The organism is Agromyces sp. CCNWLW203, from assembly GCF_036576125.1.
GTDB lineage: Bacteria > Actinomycetota > Actinomycetes > Actinomycetales > Microbacteriaceae > Agromyces.
In genome coordinates, this window is record NZ_JAZHYX010000002.1 from 83,887 (window position 1) to 105,685 (window position 21,799).

The window sequence follows — 21,799 nt, forward strand, 5'->3', positions numbered from 1 at the left end:
GAACCGACACTCGGATAGGACTCCTGATGACCCAGGTGAAGCTGGATCCTGCACGTCTCGTGCAAGACGGTGATGACCTCTACAGCATCGCCACGATGCTCGACAGTGCGGTGACCACGCTGCTCTCGCAGCTCAATGGCTGCAGCGGCATGGCGGGCGACGACAACGCCGCAGAGGAGTTCTGCGAGGGTTCCGAGGGATACGACCAGCTCGCCGGTCCGACGATCGACGCCGTCACGTCGCACGGCAATGCCTTGCGCATCCTCGACGCTGCGCTCTCGAACACGGCCCGCGCCTACGACGCGGCGCAGAAGCCGGGTGCCGGGCTCGACCCGGAGACCGCCCGGCCGGCCGAGGCGACCGCACGCATCGACAACTCGAAGGCGAACCCGTCCAACGCACTCGGTCCGGGGTGGCCCGGTCCGCTCGGAGAGTTCCAGGAGATTCTCGAGTGGGGTCTCGCCCAGGTCGGCGTCGTCATCCCCACTGGCGATGAAGACAAGCTGCAGACCGCGGCCGACGCCTGGGGCAACTTCTCCTCCAGCATCACCTCGGCCCGCACCAGCGTTGCCTCGAGCTTCACGAACGTGAACTCGGCGACGTTGCCCGGTCCGCAGAAGGCTTCGATGCTGGCCTGCCGCACGAGCATGTCGACCGGCCTCGGTGAGCTCCGTCAGAGCGCCGACGCGATGGAGCAGTGGATTCGGGACTTCCGCACCCAGCTGCGCCAGATGCGCGAGGAGCTCGGCTGGTTCCTGAAGCAGATGGCGATCGAGATCGCCGCGGAACTGGCCATCGGCGGACTGCTCACCGTCGTCACGGCCGGCCTCGGTGCACTCGCGACGGCCGCGAAGGTCGGCCACACCGTCGTCCGCTGGTGCATCAAGATCGCCCAGCTCATCCAAAGGCTCAAGACCTTCCTCAAGGGCATCCGCGGTGTCAAGGGCATGGTGGTGCGCGGCGGTCTCCGCGCCGCGAAGGAGGGCCTGACGGCGGGGCTCGCCTCGACGATCTCGGTCACCTACGTCAACTCGGCGCGTGCCGGCGAAGAGGGTTACCAGCAACAGAACGTCGGCACGGCGTTCGTGTCCGCGTTCGCGGGTGGTGCGATCGCCTCACCGGTTTCGCGGGTCCTCGGCGGCTCGGGTGGGCCCGGCGTCAAGGCCGGTGCGCGCGAGGTCGGCGCAGAAACAGTCGCAGGTGCGGCCGACGGTCTCGTGAGTTCCGGTGTCGAAGCCGGCATGAACAACACCGAGTTCAATCCGATCTCGGGCATGGTGCTGGGCGCCCTGCTCGGCGGCGGAATGACCGCCGCCGGCCGAGGACTCAGCGCGCTCAAGCCAGGGTCGAACGCAGGTACGGGCTCGGGTGTGACCACTCCAGACGGTATTCCGACGCCCGGAGGCTCCGGCGACGGCTCGTCGAACCAGGGCAGTGGGGGCTCGGTCGACATTTCGAACGACGCGCCGCAGCCCGGCGCAGGGGATGCGGGCACCAGCGCCGGAGACGGTGGCGGTTCGGTCGATATTCCGACGGACGCCCCGACGGGCGGCGGCGGTGATGGCGGTGCCGGTTCCGGCGACGGTGCGGGATCGGTCGACATGCCGGGCACCAGCGCCGGTGACGGTGGCACGCCTGCTGACAACGGCGGCACGCCCGCGGATAACGGTGGCACGCCTGCTGACAACGGTGGGACGCCTGCCGACAATGGCGGCACCTCGGCTGACAACGGTGGCACGCCCGTCGACAATGGCGGCACCTCGGCTGACAACGGTGCCACGCCCGTCGACAACGGCGGCACGCCGGCTGACAACGGTGGGACGCCTGCCGACAATGGGACGACGCCTGCTGACAACGGTGGCACGCCTGCCGACAACGGCGGCACGCCGGCTGACAACGGTGGGACGCCTGCCGACAATGGGACGACGCCTGCTGACAACGGTGGCACGCCTGCCGACAACGGTGGTACGCCGGTCGACAACGGGACGACGCCTGCTGACAACAGCGGCACCCCGGCTGACACCGGGACGACGCCTGCTGACAACGGCGGCACTCCTGTCGACAACGGTGGCACGCCCGCTGACAACGGTGGGTCGGTCGACATCGAGGCACCGGCAGTGGACGGCGCCGGCTCGAACGGCTCAGAGGCGCCGACCGCGGGTGCGGCAGGTGGGGCTTCGTCGACGGGCCCGAAGGGCGATGGCTCGAATGGCGACGCCGACGGTAGCTCGACCGATTCGAACGCCGCTGACACCGACTCGAACGACACCGATTCGACCGACGCGCCCGGTGACGGCGACGAGGGCAGCTCGCCCGAGTCATCCGATGTCGATGGCCTCTTGGCCCCTGATGCCGCTGCCGGCGCCGGTGGCGCTGCCGTCGCCGGAGCCGCGGCCCTCATGCTCGGCAAGCCCGGCTTCCTGCCGACGCACACGCCCGGAGGATCGACCCCGGCTGCGCCGAAGCCGGCCGGCCCGAACGCCGATGGCTCGAGCAACCCCTCGAACGCGGGTGCGGACGGGTCGGGTGCCAACGATGCCGGTTCGAACGAAGCGAGCACGCCCGATTCCGGGGCGGACTCCGACAACGGGGCAACGTCTGAGAACGACGGCGCACAGCAGCCCGACGCCGACGAGGGCGGATCGAATCACAGCGACCGCACGCTCGATGAGATCGATGCGGCGCTGAGCGAGATCAACCCGAACTACGACCCGTCAGACCCGGCCAACGGGTACGCGACGAACTGCGGCAACACGTCGGCGAACCTCAACGACTTCCTGAACGGCGACTCGAGTTCCGAGGCGTCCACCGGAACGCTCGACGTGTCGCAGATGGAGGCGCGCACGGGCAACCCGCAGACCCCGATGACCCCCGAGCAGATCGACGCCACACTGCGCGACATGGGTGAGGGATCGCACTGCGTGGTCGGCATCGACCGGTCGACCGGTGACGGTCACTGGTTCAACGCCTACTTCGACGGCGACACCGTGTGGTCGATCGATGCGCAGAACGGCAGCCGCTCGCCCTGGCCGCCGGCCGAGCCGGACGCGACGAACTGGGATGCCTCGATCCAGCCCGAGCGCGTCACGAACCCCGACGGCACGAAGCCGAACGCCGTGAAGCCGGAGGCGCCGGCGGCCGACGGGACGAACGTCGACGCGACGAACCCCGACGGCACGGCGCCATCGCCGACGCTCTCGTCGTCGTCCGCATCGACGACGACCTCGCCGACGCACAGCGCGCCCAACTCGCCGTCAACGGCTTCGACTTCGTCGTCTCCGACGTCACCGAGCACGGCCCCGACCCAGAGCACGTCTTCGACGCCCGCCGCGGTCGACGGGTCGACTCCGACGCCTGTGGATGGGTCGATCTCCACGGTCGATGGGTCCACGGCGGATGGAACCGACGGTTCATCCACGACAGACTCGACCGACGGAAATGACTCCTCTGACGTCAGCGACCGCAGCGCCTCGAGGCCGAAGTGGACTCCGCCTGCGAATCGGGTCGACCCCTCGCACGCCTCCGACGGTTCCGACGGAGCCGGAGTGACGTTCAACGGCTACAACATCCCCGAGCTGACGCCCGAGATCCGTCAGCAGCTCAACGCGCTCGCGGATCTGCCCGACTCGCCGATCGTCCGGAACACGGATGGTTCGTTCTCGCTCAAGAAGCCGATCACGGTCACCGCCTTCGAACGGTCGAACTCCAACCACGACTGGGATGAGTTCCAGCGCCAAGTCGGCCTCCAGCAGCAAGGCCTGAACGCCCTGACGATCGCCGAGTGGCGGCACAACGTCGCGTTCTACAACAAGTGGAACCGGGTGGCGAAGACCCTGCAGCAGTCCGCCCTGGACGCAATGACGGCCAAGGGCATCCGGAGGATCTTCACGACGCCCGCCGTGCTTCACGGCCCCGACCAGATCGCTGGAGGGCGCGCGGATCGATTCGACGGCGCTGGACACTCGCCGATCAACAGCTCGCACGGCCCGGCCTGGCGGGGAAAGCGCATCACTGGTCTCCGCACGGATGTCGCCAGCGCAGTACGCAAGATCGACCCGAAGCTGCACGCTCACATCAAGTTGACCGTTCATCTCGGCGCCACCGACTCGGTCGGGGGAAATCCGAATGCCACTCAAGGCACGCTCACCGCGGCGAGGCCGGTGACAGGGTCTCCTTCGCCGGCGAGTGCGGGTGCGGGCTCGGGTTCGACACCGGGTGCATCTGCCCCCGGTGCGACGCCCGCCTCGGGTTCGAACCCGTCCGGTTCGACGACGTCCGGTACGACCCCGTCCGGTTCGACGACGTCCGGTACGACCCCGACGAGTGGGAACGGTGTGACGGGACAAGGGGCGCCCGCGCGCACCGGTGCAGCCCCGACCTCGATGTCGGGACAGCACTCCGGGTCGGGTACGAACCCTGCCGAGTCGGGCACGAACCCTGCCGAGTCGGGTACGAACCCTGCCGAGTCGGGTACGAACCCTGCCGAGTCGGGTACGAACCCTGCCGAGTCGGGCACCAACCCCGCCGAATCCGCGAACGATGCGGGAACCGAGGGAGAGACGTCCACCGACAACGCGAACGGTTCCGATACCGCCGGCGATGCCGGCGACGCCGACCCCGGTTCCGATGTCGACGCGACGCCTGAGACGGACGCCGAGCCCGCTCCGGCCGACGGCGCCTCCGCTGATTCTGTGGAGCCGCGGGTGCCCGAGACGATCCACCACCAGGTGCTCGACGACGCGTTCCCGCATCTCACGACGCCCGAGCCGATCGCCCAGGCGATCCACATCGTCAACGGAATGGGCGTCACGGTCGATCAGGGGCGGTTCCTGAACAACTGTCACTACGTTGTCAACGCACTCGAGCTGCGCCTCCGCGGCTACGACGTCATCGCCAGCCCGACGGTCCAGGGTGCGGTCGTCGACGGATCGACGGGCGCGATCAGCCCCACGTTCGAGGGCCGCTTCCCGCACAGCATCGCTGCCGACTGGGTGCAGACCGATGGCAGCAGTCGCGACTTCGAGCAGCTGGGGGACTTCCAGGGCCAGACGGCCAGGGAGGCGCTCGATGCGCTCACCGCCTCATGGCCCGAGGGCGGCCGCGGGTTCATCGCCGGGTACTGGAAGACCGGTGGCGGACACATCTTCACCGTCGTGAAGGAAGCCGACGGCGTGAAGCTGTACGACGGGCAGGTGAACCAGACCGATGTCTCGGGCTATCTCGACGCGATGCACTTCAACGAGACGTCGTCGGCACCGTGGAAGGACATCCTGGTCATGCGGGTCGACGACCTCGTGCCCACGAGCGAGGTGCTGAAGACCTCGAAGCCGTGGACTCAGCCGGAGTACCAGCTCCTGGTCGACTGGCGCGACGCCGCGGATCCCTCGGCCCTGCCGCAGCAGATGATCGATCGCGAGATCGCGGCAAACGAGCGCTGGCGCGACCGGAACACCGAACTCATCGCCGAACGGCTGACGATCCTGCACGACCCGGCGACCAGCATCGCCGAGGCGCATCGTCTGCAGGGCGAGATCCAGGTGCTCCGAGACCAGAATCTGAGGCTCGAAGCTGGAGCGGTGCAGTTCAAGCTCGAGTTGGCCACGCCGACGAGTAATGCTCCGGCAGCACCTGCTGCACCGGCCACTCCTTCGGGCGAGCCGACCAGCGGATCTGGTGGAGCGTCCTCCCGATCGACCATTGTGACCAATGGTCCGGGCGACGACTACGACGAAGAGCGGGATGATGCGAATCGGGTCGGCGCGTTCCAGCCGAAGGAACGAGACTAGGACCATGACGATCCACGAAGCACGCCAGGCGCTCGAACAGTACTTCGTCGAGCACCCGCCCGCGATCTCGGGCGACCTCTACATCGCCGACGAGTGGTTCGAGGACGAACAGGACTACCTACCGGTATGGGGCTCACGGCAGTTCTATGTCGACGGCGTCGAGGCATTCGCCCGTTGGGACAATCTCGCGATCTTCATCGACAAGCGAACGGGCGTGGTTCGCCAGGAGTTCCACACTCCGAACTTCGCGAAGATCAGTCGAATGACGCCGGTCGCAGCGGCCGAGTGAGGACGACCGGGCTCGAGACATCCGTCCGGACCTCGATAAGATCGCACGTATGACTCCGGGTGCAACGAACTGATGCTGGACACCGAGACAACGCAGTTCGTCGACGCGGCGACAGCTCTGTCGGCGGCGGATCTCGAAGCGGCGTTCGATCGTCAGGTCGATCTCTGGACCGAGGGCGGCAAGGAAGCGAGCGATGCGGCGGGTCCATCCGCGAGCGCGAACTCCGAGCTCGATCATCGGATTCGAGCGGCGCTCCTTCCCCGTGCCGACGAACTCGACAAACACCTCTTCGGGCTCCACACTGATGCCCTCACGGTGGTCTCCACGGCGGCGCGAGCGATCCTGACGCGCCGGCGCCTGACCGCCGAGCAGTTCACGGTGCTGGTCACCCCGTTCGTCGAACTCGGCTTCGACATCCCTGCTCACGCGGACTGAGCGTACGCACGCATGGGGACTCCTCCCCATATCCGTCGCTTCACGCCTCGGTAGACTCTCCGAGGCGGCTCCGCGCCATCCGCAGCATCGAGCCGAGCCGTTTCAGCACTCCGCCGCGAGGAAGGTTCACGCATGACGAGGTTCCGGAGTTTCGACCCGGTCGCCCCCATCTCCGACGAGACGATCGCCGCATTCGCCGGCGCGGTCCCGACCGAGGTCGTCGACCTCTGGCGCACGTATGGAGCGGGTCTGGTCGGTGACGGATACTTCCGACTCGTCGACCCGGCGCGAGCCGCGAAGATGCTCGCCGGCGTGTTCGAGTTGCCCGAGGGATCGACGGTGCTGTTCGCCACGGCCCTCGGCGACCTCGTCGTGCACGTCAAGGGGCTCTACCTCGTCTACAAGGCGCGCTGGGGCGCGATCGACCTCATCGAGGACGCCGACGTCGACGCGCTCGTCGCGCTGATCGAAGACCCGGCGGAGCGCGACGGAGCCTGGGAATGGCAGCCCTACCCCGAGGCGCGCAACCGTGACGGCGTGCCGGAATTCGAGCAGTGCTACGGCTACGTGCCGCTGCTCGGCCTCGGCGGTTCGCCCGACCCGGGCAACCTCCAGCTCGGCGGTCTCTACGAGCACCTGGCGACGATCGCACAGCTCGTCGGCCAGCCTTCGGTGCGTCAGCACCTCCAGACGAGCGCTGGGTCGCCTGCGACGACGGCGACGGATGACTCGGCCGAGAACCCGCTCGTCGCGGTCGGGCGTGCACTGTTCGCGAAGCTCGTCGACAACCCGAACCTGAACATCATCGATCTGCCCGACGGGCTCGGCGTCTGCCTCGTGCACGCGGTTCGCGGCGGCGGCAAGATCTACGTCGCGCCCGATGAGACGGTGCTGTTCGTCGGTTCGTCGGTCGATTTCGAGGCCGGGCTCGGTGCCTTCCGTGACGGGGTGCGCACCCCGCTCGAGAAGTTCGAGCTCGACAGGAACGACGGGGGCGCCTGATGGCCGACACTCTCGAGCAGCGGTGCGAACGACTGCGTCAGCCCGTCACCGAGCTCGTCGCGACCAGCATGTCGGCGGCGTATCGCACTCAAGACCTCCCCGAGCTGCTGCAGGCGATCGCGAGCGTGCGGGGCATCATCGCGGAGGATCCGTCGGGGCTGCCTGACGGACCGTTCCTCGCCTGGCTGCCGACGGCGCTGCGCAACCTCGACAACATGAGGGAGGCCGTCGAAGCGGGCGATGCGGCGAAGTCCTACGCGATCCTCACCGACAAGAGCGACGGGTTCATCCGTCTCACGGTCGGCTGCGCCGGCTACCCCGGCTGGGATCCGGCCGGAACTTCGGCTGCGGAGTGATCGGCGCGCTCGGGGCGTAGCCTCGAAGCATGGATCAACGCTCGCGCGATGCCTGGGTGATCGCCGCGTTCGCCGCGGCGCTCGATCTCGCCCTCGTCGTCTGCGCGTACGGGTTCGTAAGTCTCCTCGGCGGGATCGAGGTGATCACCGACCCCGAGGCGGGGCTCTTCGTCGCCCCTGCAGCGGTCGGAGCATCCGTCGTCGCAGTGCTGCTGACCCTCGCCCGCACCCTTCGTCGGCCCGACCGGATGCTGCCGAGCCTCGCGTTCTCGGCGGTGTGGAGCTGGCTCGCCGCGGTCGTGGTCGCGGTCGTCGGCTACGCGCTCGCGAGCACGTCGAGCACGATGCTCGCGGCGCTCCTGTTCGGCCTCGGCTTCGGCATCGGATGGTTCGGGTTGCTCATCCCGGCGTTGGCCGTGCTGACGGCATCGCTCGCCGTGCTCGTGGCGCGCGGGCGCGGCGCCGGCATGGAGCGGCCACGATGGCCGTGGGAGCGCGACGACGACAACGAGTGACGGCACCCGCGCACCCGTCGACGAGACCGCGCCGCGCCATCCGCTCGCCGTTCGGTGACGCCGAGCGTGCGCTCGCAGTATCGTGAACCTGATGCAGGGTTCGATCGAGGCCAGGGTGAGCCACGAGGTCGACCGGTGGCTGGCATGGCTGCCCCGGTGGCGACCCGGTACGCATCGTGCCCGCGTGCGCCTCTGCACGCGATGCTTCGGCTCGCCGATCCTCGCCGCCGCCGGCCTCGACGTCGACGTGCCGCACCCCGTGCAGCACGCCTTCTCGATGCGCATGAAGGGGGTCATCGACCTCGCGGTCGACGACTACACCGCGCGGAACCTCCCGATGCTGCACCGTGAGATCCGGCTCGCCGAAGAGCGCAAGGCCCGCCGACCGTACCGGGCCGGAGAAGGCCTCGAGCCCGAGTTCCTGGGGCTCGACGTCGACCCCGAGCCCGTGCCCGACCAGCCCTTCCTCTTCACCCTGTCGGGCCTCGAGGCGGATACCGCGGCCGAGGCGGCCGAGCCCGCACCACGCCCCTTCACACCCGAAGAGAAGGAGGCGCTCCGCGAGGAGGTGCGCCTCGCGGACGACTTCGCGAAGCAGCTCGGTCGTCGCATCTGCGTCGAGCTCGCCCAGCACCGCTACCGCATCGGCAACGCCGTCGAGCGCCTCGTCGAACCCCAGATCGAGGACCTGCTCGCCGACCTCGACCGCGAGCTGGACTCGCCCGGGTGGCCGAGCTGACGGGCCGTCGGGTGCCGGCCGACCCCGCTGAATCCGCCGCCATTTGACCGCGAGGTTACGGCGCATTACCATTGATCGGGTGTGCGCGTTGACGCGCGCTCGAATCGTGCCTGCAAGACCGGCGCGAAACGGGCCGAGACAAGTCGCACATGTCGGGCGATTCGCCCCCACGGCATACCCACCAACCCAGGCGCTGCAATTCTGCGGTGCCGGTGGGTCGTGATGTGAATTCCATCAAACGCTGTCACCGTGCAGCACCAACAAGGAGAAGCAGTGCCAACCATTCAGCAGTTGGTCCGCAAGGGCCGCTCGCCGAAGGTCACCAAGACCAAGGCTCCCGCCCTGAAGGCGAACCCCCAGCAGCGCGGCGTGTGCACGCGTGTGTACACCACCACCCCGAAGAAGCCGAACTCCGCGCTCCGCAAGGTCGCTCGTGTGAAGCTCTCCAACGGCACCGAGGTCACCGCCTACATCCCCGGTGAGGGCCACAACCTCCAGGAGCACTCGATGGTGCTCATCCGCGGCGGTCGTGTCAAGGACCTCCCCGGTGTGCGCTACAAGATCGTCCGCGGCGCGCTCGACACGCAGGCCGTGAAGAACCGCAAGCAGGGCCGCAGCAAGTACGGCGCGAAGATGGAGAAGAAGTAATGCCTCGTAAGGGACCCGCTCCGAAGCGCCCCGTCGTCGCCGACCCCGTCTACGGGTCGCCCGTCGTCAGCCAGCTCGTCAACAAGATCCTCGTCGACGGCAAGAAGGACCTCGCGCAGCGCATCGTGTACGAAGCGCTCTCGAACGTCGCCGAGAAGAACGGCCAGGACGCCGTCGCCACCCTGAAGAAGGCGCTCGACAACGTGCGCCCCACGCTCGAGGTGCGTTCGCGTCGCGTCGGCGGATCGACCTACCAGGTCCCCGTCGAGGTCAAGCCCCACCGCGCCAACACCCTGGCCCTCCGCTGGCTCACCAGCTACGCCAAGGCTCGTCGCGAGAAGACGATGACCGAGCGTCTCACCAACGAGATCCTCGACGCATCGAACGGCCTGGGTGCCGCGGTCAAGCGCCGCGAAGACACCCACAAGATGGCCGAGTCGAACCGCGCCTTCGCCCACTACCGCTGGTAGCAGGCCGAGCGGATGCCGCGGCAGCACGCCGCCGCATCCGCTCACCTCACACTTTTCGTTCCTGAACATCCCGGAGGAACCCTCGTGGCACAAGACGTGCTCACCGACCTGAACAAGGTCCGCAACATCGGCATCATGGCGCACATCGATGCCGGCAAGACCACCACGACCGAGCGCATCCTGTTCTACACGGGCGTCAACCACAAGATCGGCGAGACCCACGACGGTGCCTCGACGACCGACTGGATGGAGCAGGAGAAGGAACGCGGCATCACGATCACGTCTGCCGCCGTGACCTGCTACTGGAACAAGAACCAGATCAACATCATCGACACCCCCGGCCACGTGGACTTCACGGTCGAGGTCGAGCGTTCGCTCCGCGTGCTCGATGGTGCGGTCGCCGTCTTCGACGGCAAGGAGGGCGTCGAGCCCCAGTCCGAGACCGTCTGGCGCCAGGCCGACAAGTACGACGTGCCCCGCATCTGCTTCGTCAACAAGATGGACAAGCTGGGCGCCGACTTCTACTTCACGGTCGACACCATCATCAGCCGCCTGGGCGCCAAGCCCCTCGTGCTGCAGCTCCCGATCGGTTCGGAGTCCTCGTTCGAGGGCGTCGTCGACCTGGTCGAGATGCGTGCCCTCACGTGGCGCGGTGACGCAAAGGGTGACGTCAAGATGGGCGCCGAGTACGCCATCGAGGAGATCCCCGCCGACCTCGTCGACAAGGCCGCCGAGTACCGCACCGCGCTGCTCGAGGTCGTCGCCGAGACCGACGACGCGCTCATGGAGAAGTACTTCGGCGGCGAAGAGCTGACCGTGGCCGAGATCAAGGCCGCGATCCGCAAGCTCACCGTCAACTCCGAGATCTACCCCGTGCTCTGCGGTTCCGCGTTCAAGAACCGCGGCGTGCAGCCGATGCTCGACGCCGTCATCGACTACCTCCCGTCGCCGCTCGACGTGCCCGCCATCGAGGCGCACGACGCTCGCGACGAGGAGAAGATCGTCATGCGTCACGCCGACGCGACGGAGCCGTTCACGGCCCTCGCGTTCAAGGTCGCGGTGCACCCGTTCTTCGGTCGCCTCACCTACGTGCGCGTCTACTCGGGTCGCCTCGACTCGGGTGCCCAGGTCGTCAACTCGACCAAGGGCAAGAAGGAGCGCATCGGCAAGATCTTCCAGATGCACGCCAACAAGGAGATCCCGATCGACTCGGTGACCGCCGGCAACATCTACGCGGTGATCGGCCTGAAGGACACCACCACCGGTGACACCCTCTGCGACCCGAACAACCAGGTCGTCCTCGAGTCGATGACCTTCCCCGAGCCCGTCATCGAGGTCGCCATCGAGCCGAAGACCAAGGCCGACCAGGAGAAGCTCGGCACGGCGATCCAGAAGCTCGCCGAAGAGGACCCGACCTTCCGCACCGAGCAGAACCAGGAGACCGGTCAGACGGTCATCAAGGGCATGGGCGAGCTCCACCTCGACATCCTGGTCGACCGCATGAAGCGCGAGTTCAACGTCGAGGCCAACGTGGGCAAGCCCCAGGTCGCGTACCGCGAGACGATCAAGCGCGCGGTCGAGAAGCACGACTACACCCACAAGAAGCAGACCGGTGGATCCGGCCAGTTCGCGAAGATCCAGTTCGCGATCGAGCCGCTCGAGATCGAAGGCGACAAGATCTACGAGTTCGAGAACAAGGTCACCGGTGGCCGCATCCCGCGCGAGTACATCCCCTCGATCGATGCCGGCTTCCGCGATGCCATGCAGTACGGCATCCTCGCCGGGTACCCGATGGTCGGCGTCAAGGCGTCGATCCTCGACGGTGCGGCCCACGACGTCGACTCCTCGGAGATGGCGTTCAAGATCGCCGGCTCGATGGGCTTCAAGGAAGCCGCTCGCAAGGCGAACCCCGTTCTGCTCGAACCGCTGATGTCCGTCGAAGTCCGTACTCCCGAGGAGTACATGGGCGACGTCATCGGCGACCTGAACTCGCGTCGCGGTCAGATCCAGTCCATGGAGGATGCCGCAGGCGTGAAGGTCGTGCGTGCGCACGTCCCGCTCTCGGAGATGTTCGGTTACATCGGCGACCTTCGGTCGAAGACCTCTGGTCGCGCGGTGTACTCGATGGAGTTCCAGAGCTACGCGGAGGTCCCGAAGGCTGTGGCCGACGAGATCGTCCAGAAGAACAAGGGCGAATAGTCCGATACGCACGAACCTTCCGGTTCGCGTAACATATCAACACAACCCCCGTAGGCCTCCGGTCGCAATCCAGCGCCCGGCGGATCTACACGAGTCCTGAGGAGGACCCACAGTGGCTAAGGCCAAGTTCGAGCGGACCAAGCCGCACGTCAACATCGGAACGATCGGTCACGTCGACCACGGCAAGACCACGCTCACCGCAGCGATCTCGAAGGTGCTCGCCGACAAGTTCCCGTCGGCCACCAACGTGCAGCGCGACTTCGCGTCGATCGACTCCGCTCCCGAAGAGCGCCAGCGCGGCATCACGATCAACATCTCGCACGTCGAGTACGAGACGCCGAAGCGCCACTACGCGCACGTCGACGCCCCGGGTCACGCCGACTACATCAAGAACATGATCACCGGTGCGGCTCAGATGGACGGCGCGATCCTCGTGGTCGCGGCGACCGACGGCCCGATGGCCCAGACGCGTGAGCACGTGCTGCTCGCCAAGCAGGTCGGCGTGCCCTACCTGCTCGTCGCGCTCAACAAGTCCGACATGGTCGACGACGAGGAGATCCTGGAGCTCGTCGAGCTCGAGGTCTCGGAGCTGCTCGCGAGCCAGGGCTTCGCCGAGGACGCTCCCGTCGTTCGCGTCTCGGGCCTCAAGGCTCTCGAGGGCGACGAGAAGTGGGTCCAGTCGATCCTCGACCTCATGGAGGCCGTGGACAACAACATCCCCGACCCCGTGCGCGACAAGGACAAGCCGTTCCTCATGCCCGTCGAGGACGTCTTCACGATCACCGGTCGTGGAACCGTCGTCACGGGCCGCGCCGAGCGTGGCACGCTGAAGATCAACTCCGAGGTCGAGATCGTCGGCATCCGCCCGACGCAGAAGACCACGGTCACCGGCATCGAGATGTTCCACAAGCAGCTCGACGAGGCATGGGCCGGCGAGAACTGCGGTCTGCTCCTTCGCGGCACCAAGCGCGAAGACGTGGAGCGCGGCCAGGTCGTCGTCGCACCCGGCTCGGTCACCCCGCACACGAACTTCGAGGGCACCGCGTACATCCTCTCCAAGGAGGAAGGCGGGCGTCACAACCCGTTCTACGCGAACTACCGCCCGCAGTTCTACTTCCGCACCACCGACGTCACCGGCGTCATCACGCTGCCCGAGGGCACCGAGATGGTCATGCCCGGCGACACCACCGACATGACCGTTGAGCTGATCCAGCCCATCGCCATGGAAGAGGGCCTCGGCTTCGCCATCCGTGAGGGTGGACGCACCGTGGGTGCCGGAACGGTCACCAAGATCAACAAGTAGGTTCACCTACTGATCGCCGACAGGGGTCGGGCCTTCGGGCCCGGCCCCTTTCGTGTACCCACGGGGGCCCGGCCCCTTTCGTGTACCCACGAGGGCCCGGCCCCTTTCGTGTACCCACGAGTCAACCCCTTCCGCAGGCGGGCGGACGGTTCTAGGCTCGGATGGATGGCAGCTTCCCCCCAGCCATTCGTTCGGTCGACGGTTCGCCCTGAGATTCAAGCTCTTCGGGCGCTCGCCGTCGGAGCGGTCGTGCTCCACCACGGTTGGCCCGCCGTCGCCCCGGCCGGCTACATGGGCGTGGACGTGTTCTTCGTCGTCTCCGGATTCCTGATCACCGGGCTCCTGCTCCGCGACGCCGAGCAGCGGGGGCGCATCTCGCTCCGAACCTTCTACCTGCGGCGAGCTCGCCGTATCCTGCCTGCCGCGGTGACGGTGCTCGCCGTGGTCTCGCTGCTCACGATCGCGCTCGTGCCGCAGCGGGAGTGGCGATCGTGGTTCAGGGAGATCGTCGCCAGCGCGTTGTACTACGAGAACTGGCAGCTCGCCGTCGATTCCCAGATCCCGCGACGCGCGGGCCTCGAGTCGACCCCTGTGCAGCACTACTGGTCGCTCTCGGTCGAGGAGCAGTTCTACCTGTTCTGGCCGCTGCTGCTGATCGTCGCGCTCTGGGTTGCAGCGCGCAGGGGAGTGGGATCGCGGCGAGTGCTGCTCCTGCTGCTCGGCGCGGTGACTTCAGCGTCGTTCGTGCACTGCATCGTGCTGACGGCGCAGGACCCGGACCTCGCCTACTTCTCGACGTTCACGCGCACGTGGGAGTTCGGCGTCGGCGGGCTGCTCGCGCTCCTCGCCGCGACGCCGATTCGCGGCTTCGCCGGGCTGCGCGCAGCCGTGTCATCCGTCGGCCTCGTGCTCATCGTCGTGCCGATCGTCACGTTCCGCGCCCATGAGGTGTTCCCCGGTGCGATCGTGCTGGTGCCCGTCGTCGGAACGCTCGCCGTGATCTGGGCGGGCATGCCGCAAGTCGCCTGGTCGCCGGCCCGACTCGCAGCATTGCCGCCGGTGCAGTGGATGGGGGACGTGTCGTACTCGCTCTACCTCTGGCACTGGCCGATCTTCATGTTCACCCCGTACCTCACCGGCATGCCGAGCCCGCCGTGGCTCATGGTGCTGCTCGTCGCACTGTCGCTCCTCGTCGCCGGACTCTCGAAGCGGTACATCGAAGACCCGTTCCGCACGCCGTCGAAGGGCCTGCGAGCACGTCCGTCGGTCGTGCTCGGCTCACTGGCCGTGGTCATCGCACTCGTCGTCGGGGCTGGAGTGGTCGCTCCCGGCGTCGCGGCCGAGCGCAACGTCGCGTGCTCGCGCGACGGTCGAGACTGAACGGCGGGTGCCGCGTCAGACGGGCGTGCCGTCGATGGTCGTCTCGAGATCGATGCTGCCGTGCACGCTGCGTGCCACGGTGCACGCTCGCTCGATCGACTTGACCATGAGCTCGATGAGCTTCGCCCGTTCGGCCTCATCGAGCGAGGAGAGGTCGAGCAGCAGCTCCTCATCGACGCGCGAGTAGCGATTGTCGCCGTCGGACGTGCCGTGCGCCCACACCGTCATCGCGAAGTCATCGCCGAGGCGCCGCGCGGTGACCCGGTCGGCGCTCATGCCCGCGCAACCGGCGAGGGCGAGCTTCAGCAGCTCGCCGGGCGTGAAGTGACCCTCGGCCTCCGCCGGCCCGATGAGCACCGTCGAACCGCGCTCGTTCATGCCCTCGAACGTGCGTTCACCGGTGCGGGTGACCGAGACGCTGCCCGGTCCGATGCGGTCGCTCACCTGATGCGCGTGCTCGGTCATGTACGCCTCCAGACGTGGTCGTCACCTCGATTCCACCACGGATGCGTCGGGCCCGCGGCCCCTTCGTCTGCGACAACGCTGTGAACCCGTCGAGCGCGACACGCCCGGGTTGCATGAAGGCACTCAGTGTGGCAAACTCGATGAGTTCAACATTTCGAACGCGTGCACTCGTGCGCGCTGATCGGATCACTGTCAGGCAGTGCATAACCACCCGGTTCACCCCGTTCCAACGGGGCTCACACAGGGGTCAGGTTAGGCCGCAGGCAGGAGAACAGACAATCCGAAGCACACAACGCCATGGGCGACCATGTCTGCGTGCGCGCCGGTGGGCTCGAAGGTCGAGCGTGTCGAGAGCACCACCCCGGTACATCCGGACGGGTGGTTTCGACAGGCTCGATCACCGGCCTTTGACAGAAGAACAGTGGTGCTTCACACGGAGTAGCTACGCGGCGTCCAATGCCCTCGGAAGGGGTAAGACGCCTTGACAGAGAGAGAGTCAGCAATGGCGGGACAGAAGATCCGCATTCGACTGAAGTCGTATGACCACGAGGTCATCGACACCTCGGCGCGCAAGATCGTCGACACGGTGACCCGCGCGGGCGCCACGGTCGTCGGCCCCGTGCCGCTTCCGACGGAGAAGAACGTGGTGTGCGTCATCCGCTCGCCCCACAAGTACAAGGACAGCCGCGAGCACTTCGAGATGCGCACCCACAAGCGCCTCATCGACATCGTGGACCCGACGCCCAAGGCCGTCGACTCGCTCATGCGACTCGACCTGCCGGCCGACGTCAACATCGAGATCAAGCTCTGAGGTAACAGATGTCTTCCGCTACCAAGAACGTGAAGGGTCTGCTCGGCACCAAGCTCGGCATGACCCAGGTGTGGGACGAGAACAACAAGCTCGTGCCCGTGACCGTCATCGAGATCGCCCCCAACGTGGTCACCCAGCTGCGCACCGTCGAGAACGACGGCTACGAGGCTGTGCAGATCGCCGCAGGCGCCATCGACCCGCGCAAGGTCAACCAGCCCGCGACCGGCCACTTCGCCGCCGCAGGCGTGACCCCCCGTCGCCACCTGACCGAGGTCCGCACCGCGGACGCCGCGTCGTACTCCCTCGGCCAGGAGCTCCCCGTCGAGGGTGCCTTCGAGGCCGGCCAGCTCGTCGACGTCGTCGGCACGAGCAAGGGCAAGGGCTTCGCCGGTGTCATGAAGCGCCACAACTTCAAGGGTGTCTCCGCTTCGCACGGTTCGCACCGCAACCACCGCAAGCCCGGTTCCATCGGTGCCTCGTCGACGCCCAGCCGCGTCTTCAAGGGCATGCGCATGGCCGGCCGCATGGGTGGCGAGCGCGTGACCGTGCTCAACCTCCGCGTGCACGCCGTCGACGCCGAGAAGGGCCTGCTGCTCGTCAAGGGCGCGGTTCCCGGTGCTCGCGGCCGTCTCGTTTTCGTCCGCAACGCAGTGAAGGGGGCGTAGTCCATGGCTACCGCCAACACCATTGACGTGCTCGACGCGACCGGCAAGAAGTCCGGCTCGGTCGAGCTGCCCGCCGAACTCTTCGACGTGCAGACCAACGTCCCGCTCATCCACCAGGTCGTCGTGGCCCAGCTCGCAGCAGCGCGCCAGGGCACGCACAAGACCAAGACCCGCGGCGAGGTTTCCGGCGCCGGTCGCAAGCCGTTCAAGCAGAAGGGCACCGGCCGCGCCCGTCAGGGTTCGATCCGCGCTCCTCAGATGACCGGCGGTGGCGTCGTGCACGGCCCCCAGCCGCGCGACTACTCGCAGCGCACCCCCAAGAAGATGATCGCAGCAGCCCTCCTCGGCTCGCTCTCCGACCGCGCTCGCGGCGGCCGCGTCCACGCGGTCACCGCCTTCACGGCCAGCGAGACGCCGAAGACCAAGGACGCTGTCGCGCTCCTCGCGGCGATCGCTCCGGCCAAGCGCTTCCTCATCGTGCTCGCCCCGGGCGAAGAGCTCTCGCAGCGCGCGGTGCGGAACATCCCGACGGTGCACGTGCTGCGCGTCGACCAGCTGAACGCCTACGACGTGCTCGTCTCGGACGACATCGTCTTCAGCACCGCTGCACTCGAGTCCTTCGTGGCCTCGAAGACGGCGAAGAAGGAAGAGGTCTCGGCATGAGCACCGCCGCGAACAACAAGGACCCGCGCGACATCATCATCGCGCCCGTCGTCTCGGAGAAGAGCTACGGCCTGATCGACGAGGGCAAGTACACGTTCATCGTGGACCCCCGTTCGAACAAGACCGAGATCAAGCTCGCGATCGAGAAGATCTTCAACGTCCAGGTGGCGTCGATCAACACCCTGAACCGTCAGGGCAAGACCCGCCGCACTCGGTTCGGCATGGGCAAGCGCAAGGACACCAAGCGCGCGATCGTCACCCTCAAGTCCGGCTCGATCGACATCTTCACGGCTGTCGGCTAGGGAGCAGAGGAATAAGAATGGCTATTCGTAAGTACAAGCCCACGACTCCCGGTCGTCGCGGTTCGTCGGTTGCCGACTTCGCGGAGATCACTCGCTCCACGCCTGAGAAGTCGCTGCTCCGCCCGCTGCCGAAGACCGGTGGTCGCAACAACCAGGGCCGCATCACGACGCGTCACATCGGTGGTGGCCACAAGCGCCAGTACCGCGTGATCGACTTCAAGCGCAACGACAAAGACGGCATCAACGCCAAGGTCGCTCACATCGAGTACGACCCCAACCGCACCGCGCGCATCGCGCTGCTGCACTTCGTCGATGGCACCAAGCGCTACATCCTGGCTCCGAACAAGCTCTCGCAGGGCGACGTCGTCGAGTCGGGCCCCGGCGCCGACATCAAGCCCGGCAACAACCTGCCGCTGAAGAACATCCCCACCGGTACCGTGGTGCACGCCATCGAGCTGCGCCCCGGCGGCGGTGCCAAGATGGCACGCTCGGCCGGAGCATCCGTTCGCCTCGTGGCGAAGGACGGCCCCTACGCCCAGCTGCGTCTGCCCTCGGGCGAGATCCGCAACGTCGACGCGCGCTGCCGCGCGACCGTCGGCGAGGTCGGCAACGCCGAGCAGTCGAACATCAACTGGGGCAAGGCCGGCCGCATGCGCTGGAAGGGCGTCCGCCCGACCGTGCGCGGTGTCGCCATGAACCCGGTCGACCACCCGCACGGTGGTGGCGAGGGCAAGACGTCCGGTGGACGTCACCCCGTCAGCCCCTGGGGCCAGAAGGAAGGCCGTACGCGCAAGCGCGATCTTCCCAGCGACAAGCTCATCGTTCGCCGCCGTAACGTCGGCAAGAAGCGCAAGTAGGAGTTGTAGAAGATGCCACGCAGTCTGAAGAAGGGCCCCTTCGTCGATGACCACCTGCTTCGCAAGGTGATCACGGCGAACGAGGCCGGCAGCAAGAACGTCATCAAGACCTGGTCGCGCCGCTCGATGATCATCCCGGCCATGCTGGGACACACCATCGCGGTGCACGACGGTCGCAAGCACATCCCGGTGTTCGTCACCGAGACCATGGTGGGTCACAAGCTCGGCGAGTTCGCCCCCACCCGCACCTTCCGTGGACACGTGAAGGACGACAAGAAGGGCCGTCGCCGCTAAGCGGTGACGTGAAGGAGGAGAAGAAATGGTGGAGTCGATCGCACGCGTGCGACACATCCGCGTCACCCCCATGAAGGCCCGTCGCGTCGTCAACATGATCCGCGGCCGTCAGGCACAGGAGGCACTCGCCATCCTGAAGTTCGCCCCCCAGGGTGCGAGCGAGCCGGTGTACAAGCTCGTCGCCTCGGCCATCGCGAACGCTCGCGTCAAGGCCGATGCAACGAACACCTACCTGGACGAGCAGGACCTCTACATCAGCAGCGCCTACGTCGATGAGGGCACCACCCTCAAGCGATTCCAGCCGCGTGCTCAGGGTCGTGCCTTCCGCATCAACAAGCGAACGAGCCACATCACCGTCGTGCTCGCCACGCCCGAGGAGGGTACGAAGTAATGGGTCAGAAAGTAAACCCGTACGGCTTCCGTCTCGGCATCACCACCGACCATGTGTCGCGGTGGTTCTCCGACTCGACGAAGCCCGGTCAGCGTTACGCCGACTACCTGGCAGAAGACATCAAGATCCGTCGACTGCTGCAGACGTCGCTCGACCGTGCCGGTGTCTCGCGCATCGAGATCGAGCGCACCCGTGACCGTGTCCGCGTGGACATCCACACGGCTCGTCCCGGCATCGTGATCGGCCGCCGCGGCGCCGAGGCCGAGCGCATCCGCGCCGACCTCGAGAAGCTCAGCGGCAAGCAGATCCAGCTGAACATCCTCGAGGTGAAGAACCCCGAGGCCGACGCTCAGCTCGTCGCTCAGGGCATCGCCGAGCAGCTCTCCGCTCGCGTGGCGTTCCGCCGCGCGATGCGCAAGGGCCTGCAGGGTGCTCAGCGCGCCGGCGCCAAGGGCGTCCGCATCCAGGTCTCCGGCCGCCTCGGCGGCGCCGAGATGAGCCGTTCGGAGTTCTACCGCGAAGGCCGTGTGCCCCTGCACACGCTCCGCGCGAACATCGACTACGGCTTCTACGAGGCGAAGACCACCTTCGGCCGCATCGGTGTGAAGGTCTGGATCTACAAGGGCGACATCACCAACAAGGAGCTCGCCCGCGAGCAGGCCAACCAGAAGTCGTCGCGCCCCGAGCGCAGTGACCGTCCCCGCCGAGCGCCCAAGGCGCAGGAGCCGGTGGCAGCAGGAGTTGAGGCATAACCATGTTGATTCCCCGTCGAGTCAAGTACCGCAAGCAGCACCACCCCGGCCGTTCGGGCCACGCCACCGGCGGCACGAAGGTCACCTTCGGTGAGTTCGGCATCCAGGCGTTGACCCCCGCGTACGTGACGAACCGTCAGATCGAGTCCGCTCGTATCGCGATGACCCGTCACATCAAGCGCGGCGGCAAGGTGTGGATCAACATCTACCCCGACCGTCCGCTCACGAAGAAGCCGGCCGAAACCCGCATGGGTTCCGGTAAGGGTTCGCCCGAGTGGTGGGTCGCGAACGTCAAGCCGGGTCGAGTCCTCTTCGAGGTCTCCGGCGTCTCCGAGGAACTCGCTCGTGAGGCCATGACCCGTGCCATCCACAAGCTGCCCCTCAAGGCACGCATCATCAAGCGCGAGGAGGGCGACGCATAATGGCCGTCGGCACCAAGGAGCTCAGCCCCGTCGAGCTCGACACCTTTGAAGACGAGCGACTCGTCGATGAGCTGAAGAAGGCCAAGGAAGAGCTGTTCAACCTGCGCTTCCAGTCGGCCACCGGTCAGCTCGAAAGCCACGGCCGCCTCCGGGCGGTCAAGCGCGACATCGCGCGCATCTACACGGTCATCCGCGAGCGCGAGCTCGGCATCCGGGCAACGCCCGCGCCGGTCGAGGTTCCGGTCAAGGCCGAGAAGAAGACGAAGAAGGCCAAGGCCGAGGCATCCGCTGATGCTGCAGCCGACGCCGAAGAGACGAAGGAGGCCTGATCATGGCTGAGACCAAGAAGCCAGTTGCCGCAGTCGGCACAGCGGCCGAGGTCGACACCGCGGCCGAGCTCGTCCGCGGCTACCGCAAGGTTCGTCGTGGTTACGTCGTCAGCGACAAGATGGACAAGACCATCACCGTCGAGGTCGAGGACCGCGTGAAGCACGCGCTGTACGGCAAGGTTCTGCGCCGTACCTCGAAGGTCAAGGCTCACGACGAGCTGAACACCGCCGGCATCGGCGACCTCGTCGTGATCAGCGAGACCCGTCCCCTTTCCGCCACGAAGCGCTGGCGCCTCGTCGAGATCGTCGAGAAGGCCAAGTAAGCCTCGGGCTTACTTGAAAGAAGGAGATTCAAAGTGCTTCAGCAGGAATCACGAGTCAAGGTCGCCGACAACACCGGCGCCAAGGTGCTGCTCACGATCCGCGTGCTCGGTGGCTCGAAGCGCCGGTACGCCGGCCTCGGTGACACCATCGTCGCGACCGTCAAGGACGCGATCCCCGGCGGCAACGTGAAGAAGGGCGATGTGGTCAAGGCCGTCATCGTCCGCACCGTCAAGGAGACCCGTCGTCCCGACGGCTCCTACATCAAGTTCGACGAGAACGCCGCAGTGATCCTGAAGAACGATGGTGACCCTCGCGGCACCCGTATCTTCGGACCGGTCGGTCGCGAGCTTCGCGACAAGAAGTTCATGAAGATCATCTCGCTGGCACCGGAGGTTATCTAGT

The 21,799-nt window shown here is 66.9% G+C and carries 25 protein-coding genes; 24 read left to right on the forward strand and 1 reads right to left on the reverse strand.

The genetic code is table 11. The annotated features are described in order from the left end of the window. Nucleotides 1-26: 26 nt before the first annotated feature. The 12 genes from VPH61_RS06045 (at nucleotide 27) to VPH61_RS06100 (ending at nucleotide 15,122) form a co-directional block, all read left to right on the forward strand. Nucleotides 27-5,786: a toxin glutamine deamidase domain-containing protein gene (locus VPH61_RS06045; RefSeq protein WP_332062626.1), complete on the forward strand. Its 5,760-nt coding sequence runs from the start codon at nucleotides 27-29 to the stop codon at nucleotides 5,784-5,786. 4 nt (nucleotides 5,787-5,790) lie between these two features. After that, nucleotides 5,791-6,075, forward strand: a complete 285-nt coding sequence (locus VPH61_RS06050; RefSeq protein WP_332062627.1) for a hypothetical protein — start codon at nucleotides 5,791-5,793, stop codon at nucleotides 6,073-6,075. Between the two features lie 72 nt (nucleotides 6,076-6,147). After that, nucleotides 6,148-6,510 (forward strand): hypothetical protein, encoded by a 363-nt coding sequence (locus tag VPH61_RS06055; RefSeq protein WP_332062628.1) that lies wholly within the window; start codon nucleotides 6,148-6,150, stop codon nucleotides 6,508-6,510. A 132-nt stretch (nucleotides 6,511-6,642) separates the two neighbouring features. Further along, nucleotides 6,643-7,512: a T6SS immunity protein Tdi1 domain-containing protein gene (locus VPH61_RS06060; protein WP_332062629.1), complete on the forward strand. Its 870-nt coding sequence runs from the start codon at nucleotides 6,643-6,645 to the stop codon at nucleotides 7,510-7,512. Beyond that, entirely contained in the window at nucleotides 7,512-7,868 is a 357-nt protein-coding gene (locus VPH61_RS06065) for a hypothetical protein (protein WP_332062630.1), read from the forward strand. The genes VPH61_RS06060 and VPH61_RS06065 overlap by 1 nt, the downstream gene beginning before the upstream one ends. A 29-nt stretch (nucleotides 7,869-7,897) precedes the next feature. Then, nucleotides 7,898-8,383: a DUF6121 family protein gene (locus VPH61_RS06070; RefSeq protein WP_332062631.1), complete on the forward strand. Its 486-nt coding sequence runs from the start codon at nucleotides 7,898-7,900 to the stop codon at nucleotides 8,381-8,383. A gap of 91 nt (nucleotides 8,384-8,474) precedes the next feature. After that, on the forward strand, nucleotides 8,475-9,122 hold the full coding sequence (locus VPH61_RS06075; RefSeq protein WP_056013135.1) for a hypothetical protein: 648 nt from the start codon (nucleotides 8,475-8,477) through the stop codon (nucleotides 9,120-9,122). Between the two features lie 273 nt (nucleotides 9,123-9,395). After that, complete coding sequence (gene rpsL / locus VPH61_RS06080; protein WP_022893888.1) at nucleotides 9,396-9,770, forward strand: 30S ribosomal protein S12; 375 nt, start codon at nucleotides 9,396-9,398, stop codon at nucleotides 9,768-9,770. Beyond that, nucleotides 9,770-10,240, forward strand: a complete 471-nt coding sequence (rpsG, locus tag VPH61_RS06085) for a 30S ribosomal protein S7 (RefSeq protein ID WP_056010907.1) — start codon at nucleotides 9,770-9,772, stop codon at nucleotides 10,238-10,240. The genes rpsL and rpsG overlap by 1 nt, the downstream gene beginning before the upstream one ends. An 84-nt stretch (nucleotides 10,241-10,324) precedes the next feature. Next, on the forward strand, nucleotides 10,325-12,439 hold the full coding sequence (gene fusA / locus VPH61_RS06090; protein ID WP_332062632.1) for an elongation factor G: 2,115 nt from the start codon (nucleotides 10,325-10,327) through the stop codon (nucleotides 12,437-12,439). Between the two features lie 112 nt (nucleotides 12,440-12,551). Further along, on the forward strand, nucleotides 12,552-13,742 hold the full coding sequence (tuf, locus tag VPH61_RS06095; RefSeq protein ID WP_332062633.1) for an elongation factor Tu: 1,191 nt from the start codon (nucleotides 12,552-12,554) through the stop codon (nucleotides 13,740-13,742). 165 nt (nucleotides 13,743-13,907) lie between these two features. After that, a complete protein-coding gene (locus VPH61_RS06100) occupies nucleotides 13,908-15,122 on the forward strand; it encodes an acyltransferase family protein (RefSeq protein WP_332062634.1) in 1,215 nt (404 codons plus the stop codon). A 15-nt stretch (nucleotides 15,123-15,137) separates the two neighbouring features. Here the strand turns inward: VPH61_RS06100 and VPH61_RS06105 are convergent, their stop codons facing one another. Beyond that, the gene (locus tag VPH61_RS06105; protein WP_332062635.1) at nucleotides 15,138-15,587 is read right to left on the reverse strand and encodes an OsmC family protein; all 450 of its coding nucleotides are present in this window, start codon (nucleotides 15,585-15,587) and stop codon (nucleotides 15,138-15,140) included. A 502-nt stretch (nucleotides 15,588-16,089) separates the two neighbouring features. Here VPH61_RS06105 and rpsJ point away from each other — a divergent pair. Genes rpsJ through rplN form a run of 12 tightly spaced genes read left to right on the forward strand, consistent with a single transcriptional unit; the run spans nucleotide 16,090 to nucleotide 21,798 of the window. Continuing rightward, a complete protein-coding gene (gene rpsJ / locus VPH61_RS06110; protein WP_017201594.1) occupies nucleotides 16,090-16,398 on the forward strand; it encodes a 30S ribosomal protein S10 in 309 nt (102 codons plus the stop codon). An 8-nt stretch (nucleotides 16,399-16,406) separates the two neighbouring features. Next, a complete protein-coding gene (gene rplC / locus VPH61_RS06115; RefSeq protein WP_332062636.1) occupies nucleotides 16,407-17,063 on the forward strand; it encodes a 50S ribosomal protein L3 in 657 nt (218 codons plus the stop codon). 3 nt (nucleotides 17,064-17,066) lie between these two features. Further along, nucleotides 17,067-17,726, forward strand: a complete 660-nt coding sequence (gene rplD, locus VPH61_RS06120) for a 50S ribosomal protein L4 (protein WP_332062637.1) — start codon at nucleotides 17,067-17,069, stop codon at nucleotides 17,724-17,726. Beyond that, nucleotides 17,723-18,028, forward strand: a complete 306-nt coding sequence (gene rplW, locus VPH61_RS06125; RefSeq protein WP_332062638.1) for a 50S ribosomal protein L23 — start codon at nucleotides 17,723-17,725, stop codon at nucleotides 18,026-18,028. The genes rplD and rplW overlap by 4 nt, the downstream gene beginning before the upstream one ends. A gap of 17 nt (nucleotides 18,029-18,045) precedes the next feature. Beyond that, nucleotides 18,046-18,885: a 50S ribosomal protein L2 gene (gene rplB, locus VPH61_RS06130; protein ID WP_056010883.1), complete on the forward strand. Its 840-nt coding sequence runs from the start codon at nucleotides 18,046-18,048 to the stop codon at nucleotides 18,883-18,885. A 12-nt stretch (nucleotides 18,886-18,897) separates the two neighbouring features. Then, nucleotides 18,898-19,179, forward strand: a complete 282-nt coding sequence (gene rpsS / locus VPH61_RS06135) for a 30S ribosomal protein S19 (protein WP_056010880.1) — start codon at nucleotides 18,898-18,900, stop codon at nucleotides 19,177-19,179. A 25-nt stretch (nucleotides 19,180-19,204) separates the two neighbouring features. Next, nucleotides 19,205-19,570, forward strand: coding sequence for a 50S ribosomal protein L22 (gene rplV, locus VPH61_RS06140; protein WP_056010876.1), 366 nt, complete (start codon nucleotides 19,205-19,207; stop codon nucleotides 19,568-19,570). Then, nucleotides 19,570-20,322 (forward strand): 30S ribosomal protein S3, encoded by a 753-nt coding sequence (gene rpsC, locus VPH61_RS06145; RefSeq protein ID WP_056010873.1) that lies wholly within the window; start codon nucleotides 19,570-19,572, stop codon nucleotides 20,320-20,322. Before rplV ends, rpsC begins: the two co-directional genes overlap by 1 nt. A gap of 2 nt (nucleotides 20,323-20,324) precedes the next feature. Then, complete coding sequence (gene rplP / locus VPH61_RS06150) at nucleotides 20,325-20,744, forward strand: 50S ribosomal protein L16 (protein ID WP_056010870.1); 420 nt, start codon at nucleotides 20,325-20,327, stop codon at nucleotides 20,742-20,744. Next, nucleotides 20,744-21,073, forward strand: coding sequence for a 50S ribosomal protein L29 (gene rpmC / locus VPH61_RS06155; RefSeq protein ID WP_332062639.1), 330 nt, complete (start codon nucleotides 20,744-20,746; stop codon nucleotides 21,071-21,073). Before rplP ends, rpmC begins: the two co-directional genes overlap by 1 nt. 2 nt (nucleotides 21,074-21,075) lie before the next feature. Continuing rightward, the gene (rpsQ, locus tag VPH61_RS06160; RefSeq protein ID WP_332062640.1) at nucleotides 21,076-21,396 is read left to right on the forward strand and encodes a 30S ribosomal protein S17; all 321 of its coding nucleotides are present in this window, start codon (nucleotides 21,076-21,078) and stop codon (nucleotides 21,394-21,396) included. A gap of 33 nt (nucleotides 21,397-21,429) precedes the next feature. Beyond that, nucleotides 21,430-21,798, forward strand: a complete 369-nt coding sequence (gene rplN, locus VPH61_RS06165) for a 50S ribosomal protein L14 (protein WP_056010861.1) — start codon at nucleotides 21,430-21,432, stop codon at nucleotides 21,796-21,798. The last annotated feature ends 1 nt before the right edge of the window (nucleotide 21,799 follow it).